At 63.1% G+C, this 17,335-nt stretch carries 20 protein-coding genes; 14 read left to right on the top strand and 6 right to left on the bottom strand.

The window, feature by feature from the left end:
• The first annotated feature begins 126 nt into the window (after positions 1-126).
• From PAB09_RS00580 to PAB09_RS00590, 3 genes are all read left to right on the top strand, one after another.
• Positions 127-705: a nitroreductase family protein gene (locus PAB09_RS00580; protein WP_271034188.1), complete on the top strand. Its 579-nt coding sequence runs from the start codon at positions 127-129 to the stop codon at positions 703-705.
• A 109-nt stretch (positions 706-814) separates the two neighbouring features.
• Positions 815-1,417: an HAD family hydrolase gene (locus PAB09_RS00585; protein ID WP_271034189.1), complete on the top strand. Its 603-nt coding sequence runs from the start codon at positions 815-817 to the stop codon at positions 1,415-1,417.
• On the top strand, positions 1,414-2,007 hold the full coding sequence (locus PAB09_RS00590; RefSeq protein WP_271034190.1) for a gamma carbonic anhydrase family protein: 594 nt from the start codon (positions 1,414-1,416) through the stop codon (positions 2,005-2,007). Before PAB09_RS00585 ends, PAB09_RS00590 begins: the two co-directional genes overlap by 4 nt.
• 137 nt (positions 2,008-2,144) lie before the next feature.
• Here PAB09_RS00590 and PAB09_RS00595 read toward each other — a convergent pair whose 3' ends face one another.
• Complete coding sequence (locus tag PAB09_RS00595; RefSeq protein ID WP_271034191.1) at positions 2,145-3,146, bottom strand: ROK family protein; 1,002 nt, start codon at positions 3,144-3,146, stop codon at positions 2,145-2,147.
• Positions 3,147-3,460: 314 nt separating this feature from the next.
• Here PAB09_RS00595 and PAB09_RS00600 point away from each other — a divergent pair, with 314 nt between their 5' ends.
• From PAB09_RS00600 to PAB09_RS00610, 3 genes are all read left to right on the top strand, one after another.
• Positions 3,461-4,570, top strand: coding sequence for a TIGR00730 family Rossman fold protein (locus tag PAB09_RS00600; RefSeq protein ID WP_271034192.1), 1,110 nt, complete (start codon positions 3,461-3,463; stop codon positions 4,568-4,570).
• A gap of 111 nt (positions 4,571-4,681) precedes the next feature.
• Positions 4,682-6,352 (top strand): DUF885 domain-containing protein, encoded by a 1,671-nt coding sequence (locus tag PAB09_RS00605; protein ID WP_271034193.1) that lies wholly within the window; start codon positions 4,682-4,684, stop codon positions 6,350-6,352.
• Between the two features lie 48 nt (positions 6,353-6,400).
• The gene (locus PAB09_RS00610; RefSeq protein ID WP_271034194.1) at positions 6,401-6,766 is read left to right on the top strand and encodes a PH domain-containing protein; all 366 of its coding nucleotides are present in this window, start codon (positions 6,401-6,403) and stop codon (positions 6,764-6,766) included.
• Positions 6,767-6,872: 106 nt separating this feature from the next.
• On the opposite strand, the gene PAB09_RS00615 is transcribed toward PAB09_RS00610, so the two are convergent.
• Positions 6,873-7,259, bottom strand: a complete 387-nt coding sequence (locus tag PAB09_RS00615; RefSeq protein ID WP_271034195.1) for a DUF1304 domain-containing protein — start codon at positions 7,257-7,259, stop codon at positions 6,873-6,875.
• Between the two features lie 44 nt (positions 7,260-7,303).
• Between PAB09_RS00615 and PAB09_RS00620 the strand changes: the two genes are divergently transcribed.
• On the top strand, positions 7,304-7,741 hold the full coding sequence (locus tag PAB09_RS00620) for a MarR family winged helix-turn-helix transcriptional regulator (RefSeq protein WP_271034196.1): 438 nt from the start codon (positions 7,304-7,306) through the stop codon (positions 7,739-7,741).
• A 9-nt stretch (positions 7,742-7,750) separates the two neighbouring features.
• Here PAB09_RS00620 and PAB09_RS00625 read toward each other — a convergent pair whose 3' ends face one another.
• Positions 7,751-8,830: an AbrB family transcriptional regulator gene (locus PAB09_RS00625; protein ID WP_271034197.1), complete on the bottom strand. Its 1,080-nt coding sequence runs from the start codon at positions 8,828-8,830 to the stop codon at positions 7,751-7,753.
• A gap of 280 nt (positions 8,831-9,110) precedes the next feature.
• Between PAB09_RS00625 and PAB09_RS00630 the strand changes: the two genes are divergently transcribed.
• On the top strand, positions 9,111-9,881 hold the full coding sequence (locus PAB09_RS00630; RefSeq protein WP_271034198.1) for a TSUP family transporter: 771 nt from the start codon (positions 9,111-9,113) through the stop codon (positions 9,879-9,881).
• Between the two features lie 102 nt (positions 9,882-9,983).
• On the opposite strand, the gene PAB09_RS00635 is transcribed toward PAB09_RS00630, so the two are convergent.
• Positions 9,984-10,223: a hypothetical protein gene (locus PAB09_RS00635; RefSeq protein WP_271034199.1), complete on the bottom strand. Its 240-nt coding sequence runs from the start codon at positions 10,221-10,223 to the stop codon at positions 9,984-9,986.
• Between the two features lie 41 nt (positions 10,224-10,264).
• Between PAB09_RS00635 and PAB09_RS13265 the strand changes: the two genes are divergently transcribed.
• Both PAB09_RS13265 and PAB09_RS00640 read left to right on the top strand, forming a co-directional pair.
• Complete coding sequence (locus PAB09_RS13265) at positions 10,265-10,411, top strand: nucleotidyl transferase AbiEii/AbiGii toxin family protein (RefSeq protein ID WP_442873725.1); 147 nt, start codon at positions 10,265-10,267, stop codon at positions 10,409-10,411.
• A 45-nt stretch (positions 10,412-10,456) separates the two neighbouring features.
• On the top strand, positions 10,457-10,627 hold the full coding sequence (locus PAB09_RS00640; RefSeq protein ID WP_271034200.1) for a hypothetical protein: 171 nt from the start codon (positions 10,457-10,459) through the stop codon (positions 10,625-10,627).
• Between the two features lie 54 nt (positions 10,628-10,681).
• Here the strand turns inward: PAB09_RS00640 and hrpB are convergent, their stop codons facing one another.
• Both hrpB and PAB09_RS00650 read right to left on the bottom strand, forming a co-directional pair.
• Complete coding sequence (gene hrpB, locus PAB09_RS00645; protein WP_271034201.1) at positions 10,682-13,063, bottom strand: ATP-dependent helicase HrpB; 2,382 nt, start codon at positions 13,061-13,063, stop codon at positions 10,682-10,684.
• Positions 13,060-13,719 (bottom strand): sugar O-acetyltransferase, encoded by a 660-nt coding sequence (locus PAB09_RS00650; RefSeq protein WP_271034202.1) that lies wholly within the window; start codon positions 13,717-13,719, stop codon positions 13,060-13,062. Before PAB09_RS00650 ends, hrpB begins: the two co-directional genes overlap by 4 nt.
• Before the next feature lie 134 nt (positions 13,720-13,853).
• Here PAB09_RS00650 and PAB09_RS00655 point away from each other — a divergent pair, with 134 nt between their 5' ends.
• The 4 genes from PAB09_RS00655 (at position 13,854) to PAB09_RS00670 (ending at position 17,262) form a co-directional block, all read left to right on the top strand.
• A complete protein-coding gene (locus PAB09_RS00655) occupies positions 13,854-14,543 on the top strand; it encodes an alpha-ketoglutarate-dependent dioxygenase AlkB (RefSeq protein WP_271034203.1) in 690 nt (229 codons plus the stop codon).
• 353 nt (positions 14,544-14,896) lie between these two features.
• Positions 14,897-15,508, top strand: a complete 612-nt coding sequence (locus PAB09_RS00660; protein ID WP_271034204.1) for a DNA-3-methyladenine glycosylase I — start codon at positions 14,897-14,899, stop codon at positions 15,506-15,508.
• Positions 15,509-15,627: 119 nt separating this feature from the next.
• Complete coding sequence (locus PAB09_RS00665) at positions 15,628-16,551, top strand: hypothetical protein (RefSeq protein WP_271034205.1); 924 nt, start codon at positions 15,628-15,630, stop codon at positions 16,549-16,551.
• Between the two features lie 189 nt (positions 16,552-16,740).
• Positions 16,741-17,262, top strand: coding sequence for a GNAT family N-acetyltransferase (locus tag PAB09_RS00670; protein WP_271034206.1), 522 nt, complete (start codon positions 16,741-16,743; stop codon positions 17,260-17,262).
• Positions 17,263-17,335: the final 73 nt, after the last annotated feature.

Genomic DNA, 17,335 nt, shown 5'->3' on the forward strand with positions numbered 1-17,335 from the left:
GAAGTGTCAGGTGGCGGCTTTCGGGTTGTGAGGGTGCAAACAATCCATGCGCAATCGGGAATGATCAAACATAATATGGTGTTGTATCCACAAACTTTGATTTGATCCTCACAAGGAGATTTTTTTATGTCGCTTAGCGTCAAGGAAGCCATCGAGTCCCGTCGCGCCACCCGCGCCTACACCGACCAGCCCGTCACCGATGAGGTCCTCGACCGCGTCGTCGGCTTGGCACTCGAGGCCCCAACCGCCTTCAACGCCCAGCGCGCTGACCTTGTTGTCGTCCGCGACCAGGCAGTTAAGGACGCCATCTTCGCTGCCTCCGGCCAGAAGCAGCTGCGCGACGCACCCGTCGTGTTGGTGACCGTGGCTCGCGCGAGCGTGCCGGACGATTTGGAGCAGATCCTTGGTGAGGGTCGCGCCGATTATGTCAACAGCTTCTTCGCCAACGCCAGCGAGCAGGTTCTGCGCGAGACCGCCATCAAGGATGCCATGCTGGTTGGTTCTTTCGCCTTGATCGCTGCACAGTCCGAAGGCCTGGCTACCTCCCCGACCACCGGCTGGGACGAGTCCAAGATCCTCGAGGCCGTAGGCCTGGGCGGACGCACCGATCGTGGCGTTGGCCTGGTCATCGGCATGGGCTACCCGGCGGAGTTCCCGCAGCACCCAGGCCGTGAGGCCAACCGCCGCGTCGACGATCACTACTAAGCCGACAGCTTCACGCGTTGCGCCCGCTTACTGACGCCCCCAGGTTCACAGACCGAAGGCGTCGGCAAACGGGCGTCGCCTTTGTGCGGCTCGCTCTAGACTGGGGCGCATGACAGCGATACTTTTTGACCTCTACGGGGTACTGCTCAAGATTCCCACCGCGGCCGAGGAACAAAGGCTCATCGCCCGCGCCGGCTCGCCCGCGATTATGGAGCACTACCACCGCCTGCGCCCGGACTATGACTCAGGCCAGCTCAGCGACCGCGCCTATTGGGAGCAGGTGCGCCGCGCCGCCGGTCTCGAGGAGATCGACTGGGCGGAAATGACCGACCTTGACTCCCAGATCACCCGGGCCCACGACCCGGAGATGGTGGACTACGCGCTGTCGCTGATCGACCGTGGCCTGCGCGTGGGGATTTTGTCCAACCTGCCGGCGACGCTGGCGGCCAACCTGCGCCGCGAGCACGACTTCTTCGATCGCTTCCATTCGGTGACCTTCTCCGGCGATATCGGGGTGGCAAAGCCGAACAAACGAGCCTTCACCATTGCGCTGCAATCGATGGGTACGCCGGCCGCCGAGACGTTATTCTTTGATGACCGGCCGGATTACCTCGAAGGCGCACTCGCCGCGGGGTTGAACGCCCACCTGTTTACCGGCATTGACCAGGCACGAGAAATCGTCGAGTTGACCCTCAAGGAGTACGAGCAATGACTGATGCACACGCAGCCGCAGGCCACGCCTTCCCCCACGGCCCGCTCATCTTGCCCTGCAACGGCAAGACCCCGCGCATCCATGAGACCGCGTTCATCGCCCCAAATGCAACGATCATCGGCGATGTGGAGATCGGGCCGCATTCCTCGGTGTTCTACGGCTGCGTGCTGCGCGCCGACATCGGCCCGATCCGCATTGGTGCCCGCACCAACATTCAAGACAATTCGGTGCTCCACGTCGATGCCGACGCACCGTGCACCCTGGGCGATGACGTCACCGTGGGACACATGGCCTTGGTGCACGGCTCCACCGTGGGCAATGGCACCTTGGTGGGCATGAAGGCCACGTTGCTGTCGCATTCGACCGTCGGCGAGGGCAGTCTCATCGCCGCCGGCGCGGTGGTCTTGGAAGGCCAGGAGATCCCGGCGAAATCGCTGGCCGCCGGCATTCCGGCGAAGGTGCGCCGCGAGCTTTCCGACGAGCAGTCCGGCTCCTTTATCCCGCACGCCGCGCGTTATGTGGAAACCGCGGCCGCGCAGGCCGGGATCGGGGAGGCTCTGAGCTTGGATGCCGTGCGCTTTAGCTCATAGTTGGTCTATCGGCCAGCAGGCTTGTTAGCCCGGTTATCTCAAGGGAAAAGCCACAACCGGCGCCACCCCCGCAACGGGCAGGGTGGCGCCGGTTTTTCGCGCTGCATTCAACCCGGCATGTCGTTGGTTGCTCGAGCCTAGACTTTCTCCAGGACGCTATGCATCCTCTTGGCCAGGCCGAGTGGGTCGTTGATGAGGCGATCCAAGGCCACGGCGCGGGCGGCAGCGCGGGCATTGTCCAGGTGGGTGGGGATGACGCGCAGCTCCACATCACGGTTGCGGGAGGACTTAATGGCCAAGGCCACGGCGCGGGCATCGTGCGGGTTGGCGAAGGCCGATCCTGCCAGCACGATGGTCGAGGGCTGGGTCTCCTTGGCGAGGGCAACCGCAATCGAGCCCAAGGTGGTGTAGGAATCGGTGTTGGCGACGTCGAGGCGCACCACGCCCTCCGGGGTGAGCACGGCCGCGCCATTGGTGTCATCCACGTAGAACAACAGCACGGTGTTGGTCTTCTCCGGGGACTGCAGCTGCTGCTCCGCGCCGGCGATGGCGGTGATGACAGAGGTGATGGTCAGCGGGGCGGAGAAGTTCTTGCGCAAATGTGAGCCGATGTCCACCCGATCCCAGCCGAGGTTCGGCGCAGTAATGAAGCCATCGCGCGACACATGTCCGGAGGTGGCCATGCCGATGCTGGAAACCGGCAGGTTGGTGGCCTGGGCCAGCGCCTGAATGTGCGGGGTCAGTGTGCCAACGAAGTCGGCGGAATTGAGGTGGGCGGGGGTGACCTCCACGAATTGCTCGCGCAGAACCTGACCGCGGGTGTTGTACGCGCCGACGTAGGTGGACTTGGTGCCCACCGCAAGGCCGATCTGGACCCACGGAGATTGATCGAGCTCGATGGGTATGGTGGGCCGGCCGGGGCCGGTGGGGAAGGAGAGGTCGGGGCGCTCGCGGACGAGTTTGGCGTCGATGAGTGCGGCGACGGCGCGGGTCACGGTTGGCTGCGATTTACCGGAGAGCTCGACGAGGGTGGAGCGGGTAACCGGCTGGCGCAGGCGGGTGATGTGCATGCACACAGCCGCTGGCGTGATGGGGCGCGCGAAAGCGGGTGTGCTGGCGGCGGTGGCTGATTTTTGCATAGTGGTGAGCTTAGAAGATGTAGACAGTCCAGTCTAAAACGGGGGGAGGGACCCCGGTTTAGGCCTGGATTTCAATAGACCGTTCTGTTCAATGCAAGATTTTAGTGCAACCTAAAACGCAGCGCAATACACCCCCCGACTATTGGCAAACTTTGCAAAGTGGGTTCTGTCACTGTTCACGGATTTGCGCATGCGAGGTGCTCGTAACGATTCAGTAGGTGGTTAACCCCGTCACGACACAAGAGTGTAAAACGCACGTTAATGCAGGCGGTTGAAAGCGGGACAAACGCCTTGTGCCCGTTAAACTAATCGCCATGACTCCATCTTCATCCAACCGCGTGCAGGCCGCCGCGCCGTTCCAGCAGCCGGATCCCACCCCACCGGCGCCAGGCCTGAAGCTGCGCCCCATGGATGCACACGATCGACCCATCCGGATTCTGGCGCTGCACCGCAGCCTCAACAGGGTCGCCGACAGGGTGAGCTGGGACGAACTTGAAGGACCCGAGTGGGCCGACTACCTGGGGTTTGAGCCCGCCCGCGGCGATTATGGCTTCGTGCTTGAGGCGCCGGACGGCACCGCGGCCGCGGCCATCTGGGCGGGCTTTTTCACCGGCTATGGCTTCGTCGATAGCCACGTGCCCGAGTTGACGCTGAGCATCAACCCGGACTGGAAAGGCTATGGGCTAGGGGCCTTCCTCATCGAACAACTTGCCTGGCACGGGCGTGAAAGCGGCTGGCAGGGGCTGTCCCTGAACGCAGAAAAGGGCCACCCAGCGCGCACCTTATATGGGCGGCAAGACTTCGTCGCGCGCGGCGAGGATGGCACCATGCTGCGTAAGCTCGGCCCCATCATCCGCCGCGTGGCCGTCTACTGCGGCTCCGCAGCCGGTGAACGCCACGAGTTCGCCGAGGCGGCCCGAGAGCTCGGGCGGGAGCTGGCCAGGCGCCAGGTGGCGCTGGTCTACGGCGGCGGCGACGTCGGCCTCATGGGAATCCTGGCCAACGCCTGCCTCGAAGAAGGCGGCCACGTCATCGGCGTCATGCCGAAGGATTTGGTGGACCTGGAGATCGCCCACCCGGGGCTTAACCAGCTTGAGGTCACCACCTCCATGAGCGAGCGCAAGCAGCGCATGGAAGAGCTCGCCGATGCCTACGTGGCGCTGCCCGGCGGGATGGGTACCCTCGAAGAGCTCTTCCAGGTGCTCGTGCGCCAGCAACTTGGCCCCTACACCGGCCCGGTGGCGCTGATGAACGTGGAGGACTATTGGACCCCGCTGCTGGGCGCGCTGCGGTCCATGAGCGAGGAGGGCTTCGTGCCCGCCCGCTACATCGACTCGCTGGTGATTGCTCGCACCCCTTCTGAGCTGTTCGATGGTTATGCCGCGTGGACATATCCGGGGCTGAAGTGGATGGCAAGGAAGTAAGGGGAGTAGCAAGCAAGGGACTACGCGGGGCCAAAGCGTGCGCTGGTGGGGCACCTGCTGGGGTGTGTTCAGGATGGTATCTCATCCCAACAGTGGCTAGACTTGCCAAGCATGACTCAAGGAAGCTCGTCTTCGCGGACCCCCTCCCTTCTCGACGCCTCGGCGGAGTCCTATATCTTGGACCTCGCCCAGCTTTCGCCCACGCAGGCCACCGCCTGGGGCATCGGCGGATTCGATGATCAGTTGCAGGACTTCTCGCCGGAGTACTACGAGGCGGTCGCCGACCGCACCCGGGAGATGGTCGCCGACGTCGACGCGCTCAATGATGGAACCGATGATAGCGATGATGATGAGGACTTCGACGAGGTAGACATCGTCACCGCCAAGGTGATGCGGGATCGCCTGTGCCTGGATCTGTCCCTGCATTATCACTGTGAGGACATCCGTTCGCTCAATAACATCGCCTCCCCGGTTCAGGAGATCCGGGACACCTTCTTGCTCATGCCGCAAGACAGCGCGGAGGAGATCGACACCATTGCCGCGCGTTTGGACAAGGTAGACGCGGCTCTTGCTGGCTACCGCTCCTCGCTGAGCCTGGCGGCCTCCAAGGGAAAGGTCGCCCCGGAGCGCCAGATCGACGCCGTGATGAAGCAGTGCCGCGAGCTTGCCAACCCCGGCTCCATGCTCGAGTCCCTCGGCCTGGAGGAGGGGCACCCCTCGGTGGTCTCCGCCAAGCGCGCCTTCGGTGAGCTGTCCGATTGGTTGGCCGATACGCTGGCGCCGCACGCCCCGCACTCGGATGCCGTCGGCCGCGAGCGCTATCAGCGTTTCAGCCATCTGTTTGTCGGCGATATCGTCGACCTCGACGAGGCCTATTGCTGGGGTTTGGAGCGCCTGAAGGAGATCGTCGATAAGCAAAAGGCGATCGCCGCGCAGCTCTACGGCGAGGGCACCAGCGTGCGCGAGGCCATGACCAAGCTCAATGCCGAGCCCCGCTACACCATCCAGGGCACCGAAAACCTGCGCCAGTGGATGCAGGCAACCGCCGACGAGGCGATCGCGAACCTTAACGGTACCCACTTTGACATCCCCGAGCCGGTGCGCACCATCGAGGCAAAAATTGACCCGGCCGGCACCGGCGGCATCTTCTACACGCCGCCGAGCGATGACTTCAGCCGCGCCGGGCGCATGTGGTGGTCCGTGCCGCAGGGTCAGGAGGTCTTCCACACCTGGCAGGAGTTGACCACCGTCTTCCATGAGGGCGTGCCCGGCCACCATCTGCAGTGTGGGCAGGCCGTGATGGAGCGAGAAAACCTCAACCTCTGGCGCCGCCAGGCCTGCTGGAACTCCGGCCACGGCGAGGGCTGGGCACTCTACGCCGAGCAGCTCATGGCCGACCTTGGCTTCAACGAGGACTTAGGCACGCTCATGGGGCTTTACGACGCCCAGCGGCTGCGCGCGGCACGCGTGGTCTTGGACATCGGCGTCCACCTGGGCAAGAAGACCCCCGAGGGCACCGGTGTCTGGGATGCCACCTATGCCAAGTACTTCCTGCGTGAAAACACGGCGATGGACGAGGCCAACCTCGCCTTCGAGCTCGACCGCTACCTGGGCTGGCCGGGCCAGGCACCCAGTTACGCGCTGGGCCAGCGCCTGTGGCAGCAGCTGCGCGACGACGCCCTCGCCGCCGGCATGAGCCTGGCCGAGTTTCACTCCACGGCGCTTTCCCAGGGCTCGATCCCGATGTCGATCCTGCGCGAGCAGGTGCTGGCGCACAATTAGGACATCATTGGGGCCACTAAGAATCGGGGCGAGGGCTATACTGGCGGCATGGAAACTGCTGCAATCACCGAATGGACCTTGGTAGAAGAGATTCCGGTTCCCGCCGATGTGATGGCGCTGCTCGCGCCGGGTGAGCAGGCGGTCGCTGCGTATAAGACCTTCCGCGACTCGGCGGTGTTTACTACCAAGCGTCTGATCGTACGTGACGCGCAGGGGCTGCGCGGGAAGAAGGTGGAGGTCTACTCGCTGCCTTATTCCTCGATCAACATGTGGTCCTCGGAAAACGCCGGCACCTTCGACATGAGCTCCGAGGTTGAGCTGTGGACTCGCGCGGGCAAGATCAAGGTGAAGCTGGGTCGCGGGATCGACGTTCGCCGCCTCGACCAGTTGATCGCGCAGGCGGTTCTTGGCTAATTCACTCCTCGGCGCTGGGGGTTGTGTGCCCCCTCGGTAAGCAACCGTAGGCGTCGGAAAGCGAAGGCACGGTCGACCGCGGCCGCGAGCGCTGACAAAGTCGCAGCTACAGTGCGGCCACGGCCATCAGCACGAGGGTGAGCAGGGGTAGCGCGCCTTGCTTGGCGGCCGCACCCCGCTTATCGGGGGAGGTCAGGCCCAGTACCGCGGCGGCTGCGAACATGGAGCCTATGCCTGCGAGGATAAGTGTCAGGCCCACGGCGTGGCTCGCTGGGTAGGCGATGATGCCTGCGATGGTGACGATGGCGAGGAAAAGGTTGTAGAATCCCTGGTTGAACGCCATCTCCTTCGTGTTGATCGCATCTTCTTCGCTGGTACCGAACACGGTGCGTGCCTTGGTGGTCCAGGCGAAGGACTCGAGGTAGAAGATGAAGACGTGCAGGGCGGCTGCAAGCGCTGCGGTGATGCTGAATGTGATGGCGAGTGCGCTCATCAAACTCCTTTGAAATTTAGATTGTATGCAATATACTTGCGCACGTGACCGAAGATTTGCAACTTGAAAACCATGTCTGTTTTCAGCTTTATACAGGCTCGCGCCTGATGCAGCGCATGTATCGCCCCTATTTCGACGAGTGGGGAATCACCTACGCCCAGTACCTTGTGCTGGTGTGCCTCTGGGGCGAGGACGGGCAGACGATCGGGCAGCTCTCCGGACCGCTCGACCTCGACTCCGGCACACTGTCGCCGCTGCTCAAGCGCATGGAAGAGCACGGACTTGTCACCCGCGAGCATGACCCGGTGGACTTCCGCAAGGTGCACTTCCACCTCACCGCCGCGGGCAAGGCGCTGGAGAAAAACGCCTGCGAGATGCGCGAGGAGCTGGCAACGCAGCTGGGTCTTGACGCCGACGATCTGCTGGCGCTGCGCAAGATCATGGGCAAGATCAACCCCGGTTCTGACTTCCTCGGGGTCTAGGGGAAGGCCTTAGTCCTTGCGCCCGAAAAAGCGCAGCAGTGCAGGTAGATAGCCTGCAAATAGCAAGACGAAGATGATGCGGATGAGCTGCACCGTGACCACCTCCGGTCCAGCCCCGCCCTCGTCGGCGAGGGCGAGCACGGTTTCCAAGGCTCCCGGGGTGGTGGCGAGATAGGCCTCGAAGTAGCTGATGTCGAGCCATTTCGTCAGCGGCCACGCGGAGGCCGCGCACCCGGAGATCAGCACCAGGATGAAGGTGATGGTCGCGGGCAGCTGGTGGGCAAACAGCTTGAGCGCCGCCACGGAAAGCCCGCCGCCGCACATCCAGCCGATGGCCATAAACGCCATGAAGCGCAGCGGATCCGGCGGGGTGTAGTCCGCATCGGGCAAGGCCAGGCCCACCCCCACCATGAGCAGCAGCGGGCCGAAGATCGAAGGGGTCGGGATCTTGAAGGCCCGGCCGAACTTCTCACCGAAGGCGGCGATGAGCAGCACCAGGACAAGAGACCACCAGGTGCGCTCGTGCGGGGAGGCAAGCGCTGCGGCATCGACGTCCGGGGCAAAAAGGTGCGTGATCACCGGCAGTGACATGGAAACGGCAAGAAGCCGCAGGTACTGCGATAGTGCCACGTAGCGGTAGTCCGCGCCTAGCTCCTTGGCCAAAAGCGGTACGATCGAGGCGCCACCGGCGGTCATGGACAAGATACCGGTTTCTTTGGAGATCTCCCTTTGCGTCCGCGACAGCAGTAGCCCGCCGCCCACGCCGATGGCGAGGGTGACCGCGGTGGCAAAAAGCCCCGGCAGGATCGAATGCACGATCCCTGCCAGGGGAGTGCTAATCAGCGGCATGCCCGCCAGCACCCCGATGAATCCGCGGCAAAAGCTAAAGAAGTGCCGGTTGAGGACGAGCTCCTCCTTGGTGGTGATCGCCACCGTGCCAGCGACGATAATCCCGGCCACGATCCAGGCGGCGGGCACGCCGACATGGGCGAAGATAGACCCCAGGATCGTTGAGGCCACGGCCACGAAGGTCCACCTGCGCGCGGTGTGCCCCTCGAGGTTGTTGAGCCACTTACTTAGCCGATTCATCAAGTATTCCTTGCCATTCTTCGATGCTCGCGTACCAGTGCGGGCTCATGCGTGGGAAGCTGTCAGTAATGGAGCCATCCTAGATAAACTTCATGTACTTTCGTTGACATCAACCCTAGTTCTCTCCCTAGTTTTCGTTGTATTTACGCCGCCACGAAGCCTCGTGCAAGCACTCCGCTCTGGCGCTGGCTGGCGGTGGGCACCTAAAGTAGGCAGGGCATAACGATTCAGCAGGAATAGTAGCGATGGTGCGTCGATTCGGCGTCAGGAGGAGGAACACATGGATCCGCTCAGTGTTGGCATCCTCGTCGCTGGCGCGGCCGTGGCCGGGTGGATCGACGCGGTCATCGGCGGCGGCGGGCTGGTGCTCATCCCGCTGATCATGGCGGTGTTCCCGCAGCTGGCCCCCGCGGTGGCCTTGGCCACGAACAAGGTCGCGGCGGTCTCCGGCACGGCCTCGGCGACGGCGACGATGCTGCGCAAGGTGGGCGCGGATAAGAAGAAGGTCGTGTCCTACGTCCCGATCGCGCTGGTGTGCTCCGGGGTTGGCGCGTTTTTGGCCTCGCACATCGACAAGGAGGTCATGCGCCCGGTGGTCATCGTGTTGTTGCTGGTGGCGGGCACCTTTGTGGCGCTGCGCCCGCAGTTTGGGCAGGATGTGGCCAAGGATCGGACGTTGACCACGGCGCGCAAGCTCGGTGCTGTGGGGCTGGTGGCCTGCGTGGCCTTTTATGATGGCATCTTCGGCCCCGGCACCGGCATGTTCCTCATCATGGGCTTTACCGCGATCCTGGCGCAGGACTTCATGACCTCCGCCGTACTGGCGAAGGTGGTCAACACCTCCACCAATGTCGGCGCGCTCATCGTGTTCATCGCGGCCGGTCACGTCCTGTGGAAGCTCGCGCTCATGCTGGCGGTGGCCAACATCATCGGCGCCCAGCTCGGCGCGCGCACCGTCATCGCCGGCGGCACGAAGCTGCTGCGCGCAGCCTTGCTCACGCTAGTGGTGGTGATGAGCTGCTACCTCACCTTCCAGCAGTTTTCGGCGTAGCGGGGAAGGTGCAGGGTACAGGCCGTTCGGTGAATGGTGGCAATGAGCCACCGACGTTTGCAGCACGACGTGTGGTGCAAGCTGGCATGGTTGTGCTGTGTTCTACTGGGTTGTTGGTTCAACCCTTTTAATGGATTGGGCGAGCATCAAGGCTTCGCGGTTGGGCAACTCTCCTAGGATTCGGCTCACGTCCGCGGGTACTAGCTCCTCGGGCGATACAGTCCACAGTGTTTCCATGCGTGCGCCTCGCCGGACTTTCGCTTCGAATGACTCCATGCCGAGATAGATAGTTTCAAGATTCTCTTCAATTGCGAAGGCGACTGGCTCGTAGATGGCAAGCATTCCGTAAAGCTAAGGAAGCTGGAATTCCGGCACAGGCAATGATGCAGCACTACCTTTTTGAGCGGCTTCTTGAACGTATTTCCCAGTCACAATGGCGTGATCACATAATCATCAAGGGGGGTATGTTGATTTCCTCACTGGTGGGCGTGGCCTCTAGAACCACGATGGATCGTAATACGACACTTTAGGAGGCACTGCAGGGAACATGCGAAAAAAGAAACAGCGCCACTGTCATGCACCAGTGGCAGACTATTCTCGATCAGATCGCTGTGGATCGCATGATGCTTTCCTCGTGGGATAAGTATGTGAAAAAGAATCCCTATGCCACGGGTGTCAGCTTGTCTCAGTGCTGCGAGTCAGCAAAGGAGATAATGATCGCTGTCCACGATGCGCAGGAGTTCTGATTCAAGAAAAGGGGACGAAAGCATCGGGGTCAACGTCCCTTAAGCTTGGGAGAACTACATGCGATTCTTGGTCTTCGCAGTAGCCAACGCCGTGGTGGGATCCTCCGGCCAGGGGTGCTTGGGATAGCGCCCGCGCATCTCCGCGCGCACGCCTTGGTAGGGGCCTGCCCAGAAGCTGGCGAGGTCATCGGTGACCGCCAGCGGCCTGCCCGCAGGCGAGAGCAGGTGAAACTGCACCGGCATCCCACAGATGACCGGGGAGGAATCCAGCCCGAAGCACTCCTGCAGCTTCACCTTCACTATCGGGCGCTGCCCCGAGTAGTCGATGGCTACCGACCGCCCCGAGGGCACGGCCAGGCGCTCGGGTGCGAGCTCGTCGAGTCGGGTGGCCTCCGGCCACGGCAGCAGCCTTTGCAAGGCGGGGTAGAGGTCGATGGCCGAGGCATTCTTTCCGGCGGCGATGGCCGCAAGCTCCGGGCCGAGCCAGGCAAGGGGGTCGGCGGCCTCAATATCCGGCCAGGGATCGCCATAAGTTGCGTGCAGCAGCGCGAGGCGATCACGCAGGAGCGCGGCCTTCTCTGAGAAGGTGAAGATCCCCAGACCATGCTCGGCGATACCCCGGGCCAGGGCCTGCTCAGCCGCGGCACCTGTTACCTGGCAGGCGACCTCGGAGAGCACAATCGCGCCCGCGCGCCGGGTGCGGGTGCCGCGCAGGCGGCCGTCGACAAGCGTGGCGGTGACCTCCTCGGTCACGCCGAGGATCTCCAGCGCCTGCGCCTCGTCGATTGCCGCAGCAGCACCCACCCGCGGGGTGCCGGTGGTGCCCAGGGAGACATCGGCCACCGCGATCCACGGCGCATGAAGCCCCGCCTGCGCAGCATCGACCCGGGTGCCGCTGGCCAGTTGGTACACCTCGCCGGACTTCCGCGCGATGAACTCCGGGAACGCCAGCCCGATGACATAACCGGTGGCAACGGGACCCTTGTCCTTAACCAGCGCCGACAGGCGTGTGACCTCCCGGCGCACCCGAGGAAGGTTGGCAACCCTGGGTAGCTCGCGGTCGATGTCACCGCGCAGGTCCTCGGACAAGGCCGCGATCACCGGTGCCGCCTGGGAACCGGCAGCAAGCAGCGCGCGGCCCAGCCGGGGGTCGGCGGGCAGGCGCACGAGTGTGCGGCCGAGCGTGGTGATCGCACCATCGACCACCGCGCCCAGGCGCTCCAAGGTGGCGCGCGCCTGCTCCAGCGCCAGCGCAGGTGGTGGATCCAGCAGCGGGAAGGACTGCACCGACCCGCCCCAGGCGAGGATGAACAGCAGCGCCTGGGTGAGATCCGCGCTGGCGATCTCCGGGCTGACGTGGGCAGGAAAGTGCGCGAATTCGCCCGCGCCATAGGCCCGGATCACGGTGCCTGGTCCCTCGCGGCCGGCGCGGCCGGCGCGCTGGTTGGCCGAGGACTGGCTAGAACTCACCGTGACCAGGCCCATCATTCCGCGCAGGTTGTCGCGCTTGGGCACGCGCGCGAGCCCGGAGTCGATGACCACCCGCACCCCGGGCACGGTGATCGAGCTTTCCGCGATCGAGGTGGCCACCACGATGCGCTGGCCCGCAGCGCGCAGCGCCGCATCCTGCTCTTTGGAACTCAAACCGCCGTGCAGCGGGTAGATCCCCACCTCGGCGGGCACCAGCCGATCCGCCGCCAGGGTGTCTACGACCCTGGTTACCTCCCGCACACCGGGGACGAAGACCAGCACCGAATATCCCGTGGCAACCGCCTGCTCCCGGGCAAGGCGGGCCAAGGAGTCGAGGAACTCCCGCGAGCACTCCGCACGCCCGGGAAGCTGTGCATAGCGCAGCTCCACCGGATGAATCGGGGACTCGATCCTTATCACCTGCGCGCCCAGAAGCTGCGCAAACCGCCCGGCATCCACGGTGGCGGACATGGTGATCAGCGTGAGGTCCTCGCGCAGTTGCTGCAGTTCCACCAGCATGCCGAGCACCACATCGGTGTCCAGCTGGCGCTCGTGGACCTCATCGACGATGACCGCGTCCACACCGGAAAGCTCCGGGTCGGATAGCATCCGGCGCAGCAGCACACCGGGGGTCACAAACTCCACCCGTTGTCCTGGGCTCGATTCCCCGCGGATGCTAAAACCCACCCCACGTATCTGCGGGGCGAGCTGGCCTAGCCGGTGCGCTGCGGCGCGCACCGCCACGCGCCTGGGAGCCACGCAGATGACCTTGCCCGACACCTCGTTGGCTACCAGCGGCGGCACGAAGGTGGTCTTACCCGTGCCGGGCGGGGCCTGCACCACCACCGCGCCACCGGCGCCTTTCCCAAAGATCGCCTCCCGCAGCTCACTCTCGTGGGCGGCGACCGGCAGGCCTTCGCCTATGCGCAAAAGATCGAAGCGCTGGGCCTTATTATCTTGACTCACTTGCCTTGCGACTCCCACAAGCCCGCGAGCGCATCCACCGGCAGGCCGTCGGCAAGCTGGGCGCGCTCGAAGCGGGCCGCATCGGGGTAGCGCACCACGCGCGCCGGGTTGCCCACCGCGATCGCGCCGGCGGGGATGTCGCGGGTGACCACCGAACCCGCGCCGATAATGGCATCATCGCCGATGGTCACTCCCGGTAGCACGGTCACTCCCGCACCGAACCATACGCGGTCGCCGATGCGCACGGTGTGCGCGATCTCCCAGCCGCCGTTGCGCATCTGGACATCGTCGACGGGGTGGGTGACGGTGATGATCTGGCAGTTCGGCCCGATCATACAGCGCTCGCCGATGATCACCTCGGCGGTATCGAGGATGGTCACGCCGAAGTTGATGAACGTGCCCTCGCCGATGGTGGTGTGCCGCCCATATTCGATGGTGATCGGCTGCTTGAGGACCGCGCGCCCGCTGTTTTCATTGAGGATCTTCCCCAGCAGCCGGGCCAGGCCCGCGTGATCGCTGGGCCGGGTGTGGTTGTAGTCGAAGACCAGCTCGCCGGTGCGAGTAACCAGCTCGCGGATCTCGGGGCTTACCGGCAGATGCCAGCGTCCCGCGCGTAAGTCGGACAGGGAAGAATACGTTGCCGGGTCGAAGCTCATTGTTTCATCGTATTTCCTCCCACCGCCGTTGTGCCATTGCCGCTGTGTTCGCGGCAACACGCATGCTTGTTCGCTTGCCGACGCCTACGGTGGGTGGCTCGTAGGTTACCACCAGCGCGACTAGGCTGACCCTCGTGCCTACGCTTTTCGACGCCCACCCCAATCCACCCCGCCCACAAAATAGGTGCGTGCGCGAGGGCATTGTGCACCTGCCTGGATGGCTGGACTTGGCCCAGCAGGAAGCGTTGGTGTCGCAGACTAGGGAGCTTGCCCGAGCCACCGCGCGCACCCCGTGGGGGATGCACAACCGCAAGGTGAAATCCGGGACGATGAGTGCGCAGCTGATGAGCTTGGGTGAGCACTGGGACTACGAGCGCCACCGCTATATTGCGGGTGCCGGTGGCATCAAGGTTCCGCCCGTTCCGGAGACCTTCGTCGCCGTGGCGCATGCTGTCTTAGCCGCGACGGGGGAGCTGGACCCCACGCTTGCGCCCTGGGTACCCGCGTTTCGTGTGGATGCAGCATTGGTCAACTACTACCCGCCGGGCTCTGGCATGGGACTGCACCAGGATGGCTACGAGGATAGCCTCGCCCCGGTGGTTTCATTAAGCATCGGCGATTCGGCGGTGTTTCGGGCGGGTAACACCCATGATCGCAATAAGCCCTGGGACGATATCTATCTGCAAAGCGGTGATGCGCTCGTGTTCGGCGGGCCGTCGCGGGAGATCTTCCACGGCATCACTCGGCTTGACGAGCACACCGCACCCTCGGGTTGTGGTGTAGCCACCGGGCGGATCAACATCACCTTCCGGCAGATTCGCTAAGGGAGGTGGGGCAACCGTTAGGCGTCGGCAAGCACGCAAAGGGCACGGAAAAGGAACGCTTGACAGAGAAGAAAACCTGTCATCTTCACGAAGCGACAGCCGGTGCCGTTACTGTGCTGCGCGCAAGCTTGCTCTGAAAATGCGATAGTAAACCTTCTGAAAACACGATATTAAACGTTCTGAAAATACGTTAAAACGCAGGTCAGTCCGTTAGTGTCTCGTGAGTCTCCGCACTGGTTGCGTGGGAGCGGGAACCGAATGGGCTCGACGGGCGTCGATAGGCAAGGTAGAAGTCACCGGCGAAGCAGAAGGGTGGCGCTAGCCTACTTGAGTGAAACTATAAAAGGAGAAGCATGAACGAAGATCTTGCCGATCGGGGTCTCGTCCTTGGTGAGGACGGGCGCACAAGGCCGGCGTGGGCCAGCGGTGATCAGCTCCACCGCGACTACTTTGACTACGAGTGGGGAAAGCCCGTGCGCACGGAGGCCGGGATCTATGAGCGCCTGTGCTTGGAGGGATTTCAATCAGGGCTTAGTTGGGCGACGGTGCTGCGCAAACGCCCGGCATTTCGGGAGGTCTTCGCCGATTTCAACCCGGATATCGTGGCCGGTTTCGGCGATGATGACTTCCAGCGCCTGCTAAGCGATGCGCGCATCATCCGCAACCGCCTTAAGATCGGCGCGGCGATCAACAATGCCCGGGCCACGGTGGCCCTTCGCAAGGAAGGTGGCCTCGTGGACTTCATCTGGGGTTTTGCCCCGGCCGAACAAACCCGCCCCGCCTCGATGGCGGATACGCAGGCCACCTCGCCGGAGTCGAAGGCGATGGCAAAGGCGCTGAAGAAGACAGGTTTCACGTTCGTCGGCCCCACCACCTGTTACGCGCTCATGCAGGCGATCGGGCTTGTCGACGACCGTCCGGTGGGTGCGTCCCCGCTGAGGACACCCGGGGTGCCCGAAAAGTAGCGGAAACACGAGAAATGAATATTACTGCTGATAAGATGATGGGGGTGTTGCGGTGACGGAAACCGTAGCCGCTCATGCGAAGGCGCATCTACGACTAACTTCATTGTGAGGTGACACCCATGACTGATCAGCAAGGGGCCGAAGGCGCCACGCCTAATAAGCAGGGCCAAGTGATCATCGCGTTGCTTGTGGTGCTGATCGTAGCGGTGGCTGCGTTGGGTGCGGTGATTTGGATCCGTGGCGGTGACTCTGATTCCTCGAAAGCGCAACCAGTCTCGTCAGAAACATCCGCAGGATATACAACTGAGGAAACGGGCGCGCAAGAACAAGATGCAACCCAGTCTGCGGACATCGATCTGGCAAGCGTCGCAGTCGATACCGTCCACGAGCCACCCGTGCCAAGCCCGCCACAGGCGTGGGGTGAATTCACGCTGCAGAAGCAATGGCATGGTGAGATGCGGGTATTTGAGTACGGTGAAGATCCCGCTGTGCTGCTTGGCGAGGACGACAACGCCTGGGCAAGCAGTGCCAATCACTGTGGGGTGGTGACCTACCTTGTCACCTTCAAGGCGGTCAACGATCAGGCGCAGCTTCGCGCTGAGCTGGTGGATTTCAACAAGACGGTTCTTGATTCGAAGACCGCGCGCAGCGGGTGGATGCTGTTCACCAACTGCGCAACCCCACGGCTGGCGATTGAGAGTATTCAAGGTGGGGCCAATCTCACCGATGTTTCCTATGACGTCTATGAATATCGGCAGTCTTCGGTCGCACCTCCTGATTCCCAAGCCAATGTAGGGCAGGTCGCTGTCCCGGCATCCTCGCCGGCACAGGTGGCGGTGAAGCCCACTTTCGTTGAATGTGTCGACTGGACCTCGCCGATGGCGTTGTATTCCGATGGCTCGCAGCGATACTCGGAGACCTGTGCCGCACAACATGAGCACGCGGTAAAGGGGGAATCCTGGTGCGGCGGACTCTACGCCCCGCCCGAGGCTTCCCGCGAGGAGTTCATCGAGCTTTGCGGTCGGGAGCCGATGTACCAGTAGCCACGCCAATGCGGGTGCAGACAAGCTGGTATTACCCACCTTCGAACGGTTCGGGATGCGATGCGGAAAAGCTGAGAGTTCAGATGGCATCCTTGCTTGCCGGTGGCTTTCGCCTATGGCATCCCTGTCTCCGGGCAACCTTACGCCCAAGGCATCTTGCAATATTGTGGGGTCGGTAGGATGGTCGCCATGACTAGCGATTTAGTAGATTCCACCATCCGCGTGCGCCCCGCGCGCCCGGAGGACACCGCGACGATGGTGCAATTCGTCAAGGACCTCGCCGTCTACGAAAAAGAGCCGGTGGAAAACGTCCGCATTAATGAGGCCACGCTGACACAGCAGCTGTTCGGCGAGAATCCGGCCATCTTCGCCCACATCGCCGAGGAGATCGACGCCGCAGGCAACGCCACGAGCATCGGCTTCGCGTTGTGGTTCTTGAACTACTCCACCTGGGAGGGTGCGCACGGCATCTACCTGGAAGACCTGTTTGTCCAGCCCGCCCACCGCGGCAAGGGGGCGGGCAAGGCGCTGCTTAAGCAGCTGGCCACCATCGCGGTGGAACGTGGCTACAAGCGCGTGGAGTGGTGCGTACTGAAGTGGAACACCCCGTCGATCGAGTTCTACCGCAGCATCGGCGCCTTCCCCATGGAGGAGTGGGATACCTTCCGGCTTACCGACGACGCCCTTGCCCAGTTCGGCGGCAACGCCTAGCCCGTTGCGGTTTGATTGTGGGCAATTAAAATGAGGTGATGTGTAGGCGGGTGTAAGGGGTGCGCTCCGCTAG

Source organism: Corynebacterium sp. SCR221107 (assembly GCF_027886475.1).
Taxonomy (GTDB): domain Bacteria; phylum Actinomycetota; class Actinomycetes; order Mycobacteriales; family Mycobacteriaceae; genus Corynebacterium.

Bases quoted from the DNA above. Each gene is read 5' to 3' on its own strand.
- PAB09_RS00580 (WP_271034188.1), top strand. From the start codon at position 127: ATGTCGCTTAGCGTCAAGGAAGCCATCGAGTCCCGTCGCGCCACCCGC.
- PAB09_RS00585 (WP_271034189.1), top strand. From the start codon at position 815: ATGACAGCGATACTTTTTGACCTCTACGGGGTACTGCTCAAGATTCCC.
- PAB09_RS00590 (WP_271034190.1), top strand. From the start codon at position 1,414: ATGACTGATGCACACGCAGCCGCAGGCCACGCCTTCCCCCACGGCCCG.
- PAB09_RS00595 (WP_271034191.1), bottom strand. From the start codon at position 3,146: ATGCAAAAATCAGCCACCGCCGCCAGCACACCCGCTTTCGCGCGCCCC.
- PAB09_RS00600 (WP_271034192.1), top strand. From the start codon at position 3,461: ATGACTCCATCTTCATCCAACCGCGTGCAGGCCGCCGCGCCGTTCCAG.
- PAB09_RS00605 (WP_271034193.1), top strand. From the start codon at position 4,682: ATGACTCAAGGAAGCTCGTCTTCGCGGACCCCCTCCCTTCTCGACGCC.
- PAB09_RS00610 (WP_271034194.1), top strand. From the start codon at position 6,401: ATGGAAACTGCTGCAATCACCGAATGGACCTTGGTAGAAGAGATTCCG.
- PAB09_RS00615 (WP_271034195.1), bottom strand. From the start codon at position 7,259: ATGAGCGCACTCGCCATCACATTCAGCATCACCGCAGCGCTTGCAGCC.
- PAB09_RS00625 (WP_271034197.1), bottom strand. From the start codon at position 8,830: ATGAATCGGCTAAGTAAGTGGCTCAACAACCTCGAGGGGCACACCGCG.
- PAB09_RS00630 (WP_271034198.1), top strand. From the start codon at position 9,111: ATGGATCCGCTCAGTGTTGGCATCCTCGTCGCTGGCGCGGCCGTGGCC.
- PAB09_RS00635 (WP_271034199.1), bottom strand. From the start codon at position 10,223: ATGCTTGCCATCTACGAGCCAGTCGCCTTCGCAATTGAAGAGAATCTT.
- PAB09_RS13265 (WP_442873725.1), top strand. From the start codon at position 10,265: ATGCAGCACTACCTTTTTGAGCGGCTTCTTGAACGTATTTCCCAGTCA.
- PAB09_RS00640 (WP_271034200.1), top strand. From the start codon at position 10,457: ATGCACCAGTGGCAGACTATTCTCGATCAGATCGCTGTGGATCGCATG.
- PAB09_RS00650 (WP_271034202.1), bottom strand. From the start codon at position 13,719: ATGAGCTTCGACCCGGCAACGTATTCTTCCCTGTCCGACTTACGCGCG.
- PAB09_RS00660 (WP_271034204.1), top strand. From the start codon at position 14,897: ATGAACGAAGATCTTGCCGATCGGGGTCTCGTCCTTGGTGAGGACGGG.
- PAB09_RS00665 (WP_271034205.1), top strand. From the start codon at position 15,628: ATGACTGATCAGCAAGGGGCCGAAGGCGCCACGCCTAATAAGCAGGGC.
- PAB09_RS00670 (WP_271034206.1), top strand. From the start codon at position 16,741: ATGACTAGCGATTTAGTAGATTCCACCATCCGCGTGCGCCCCGCGCGC.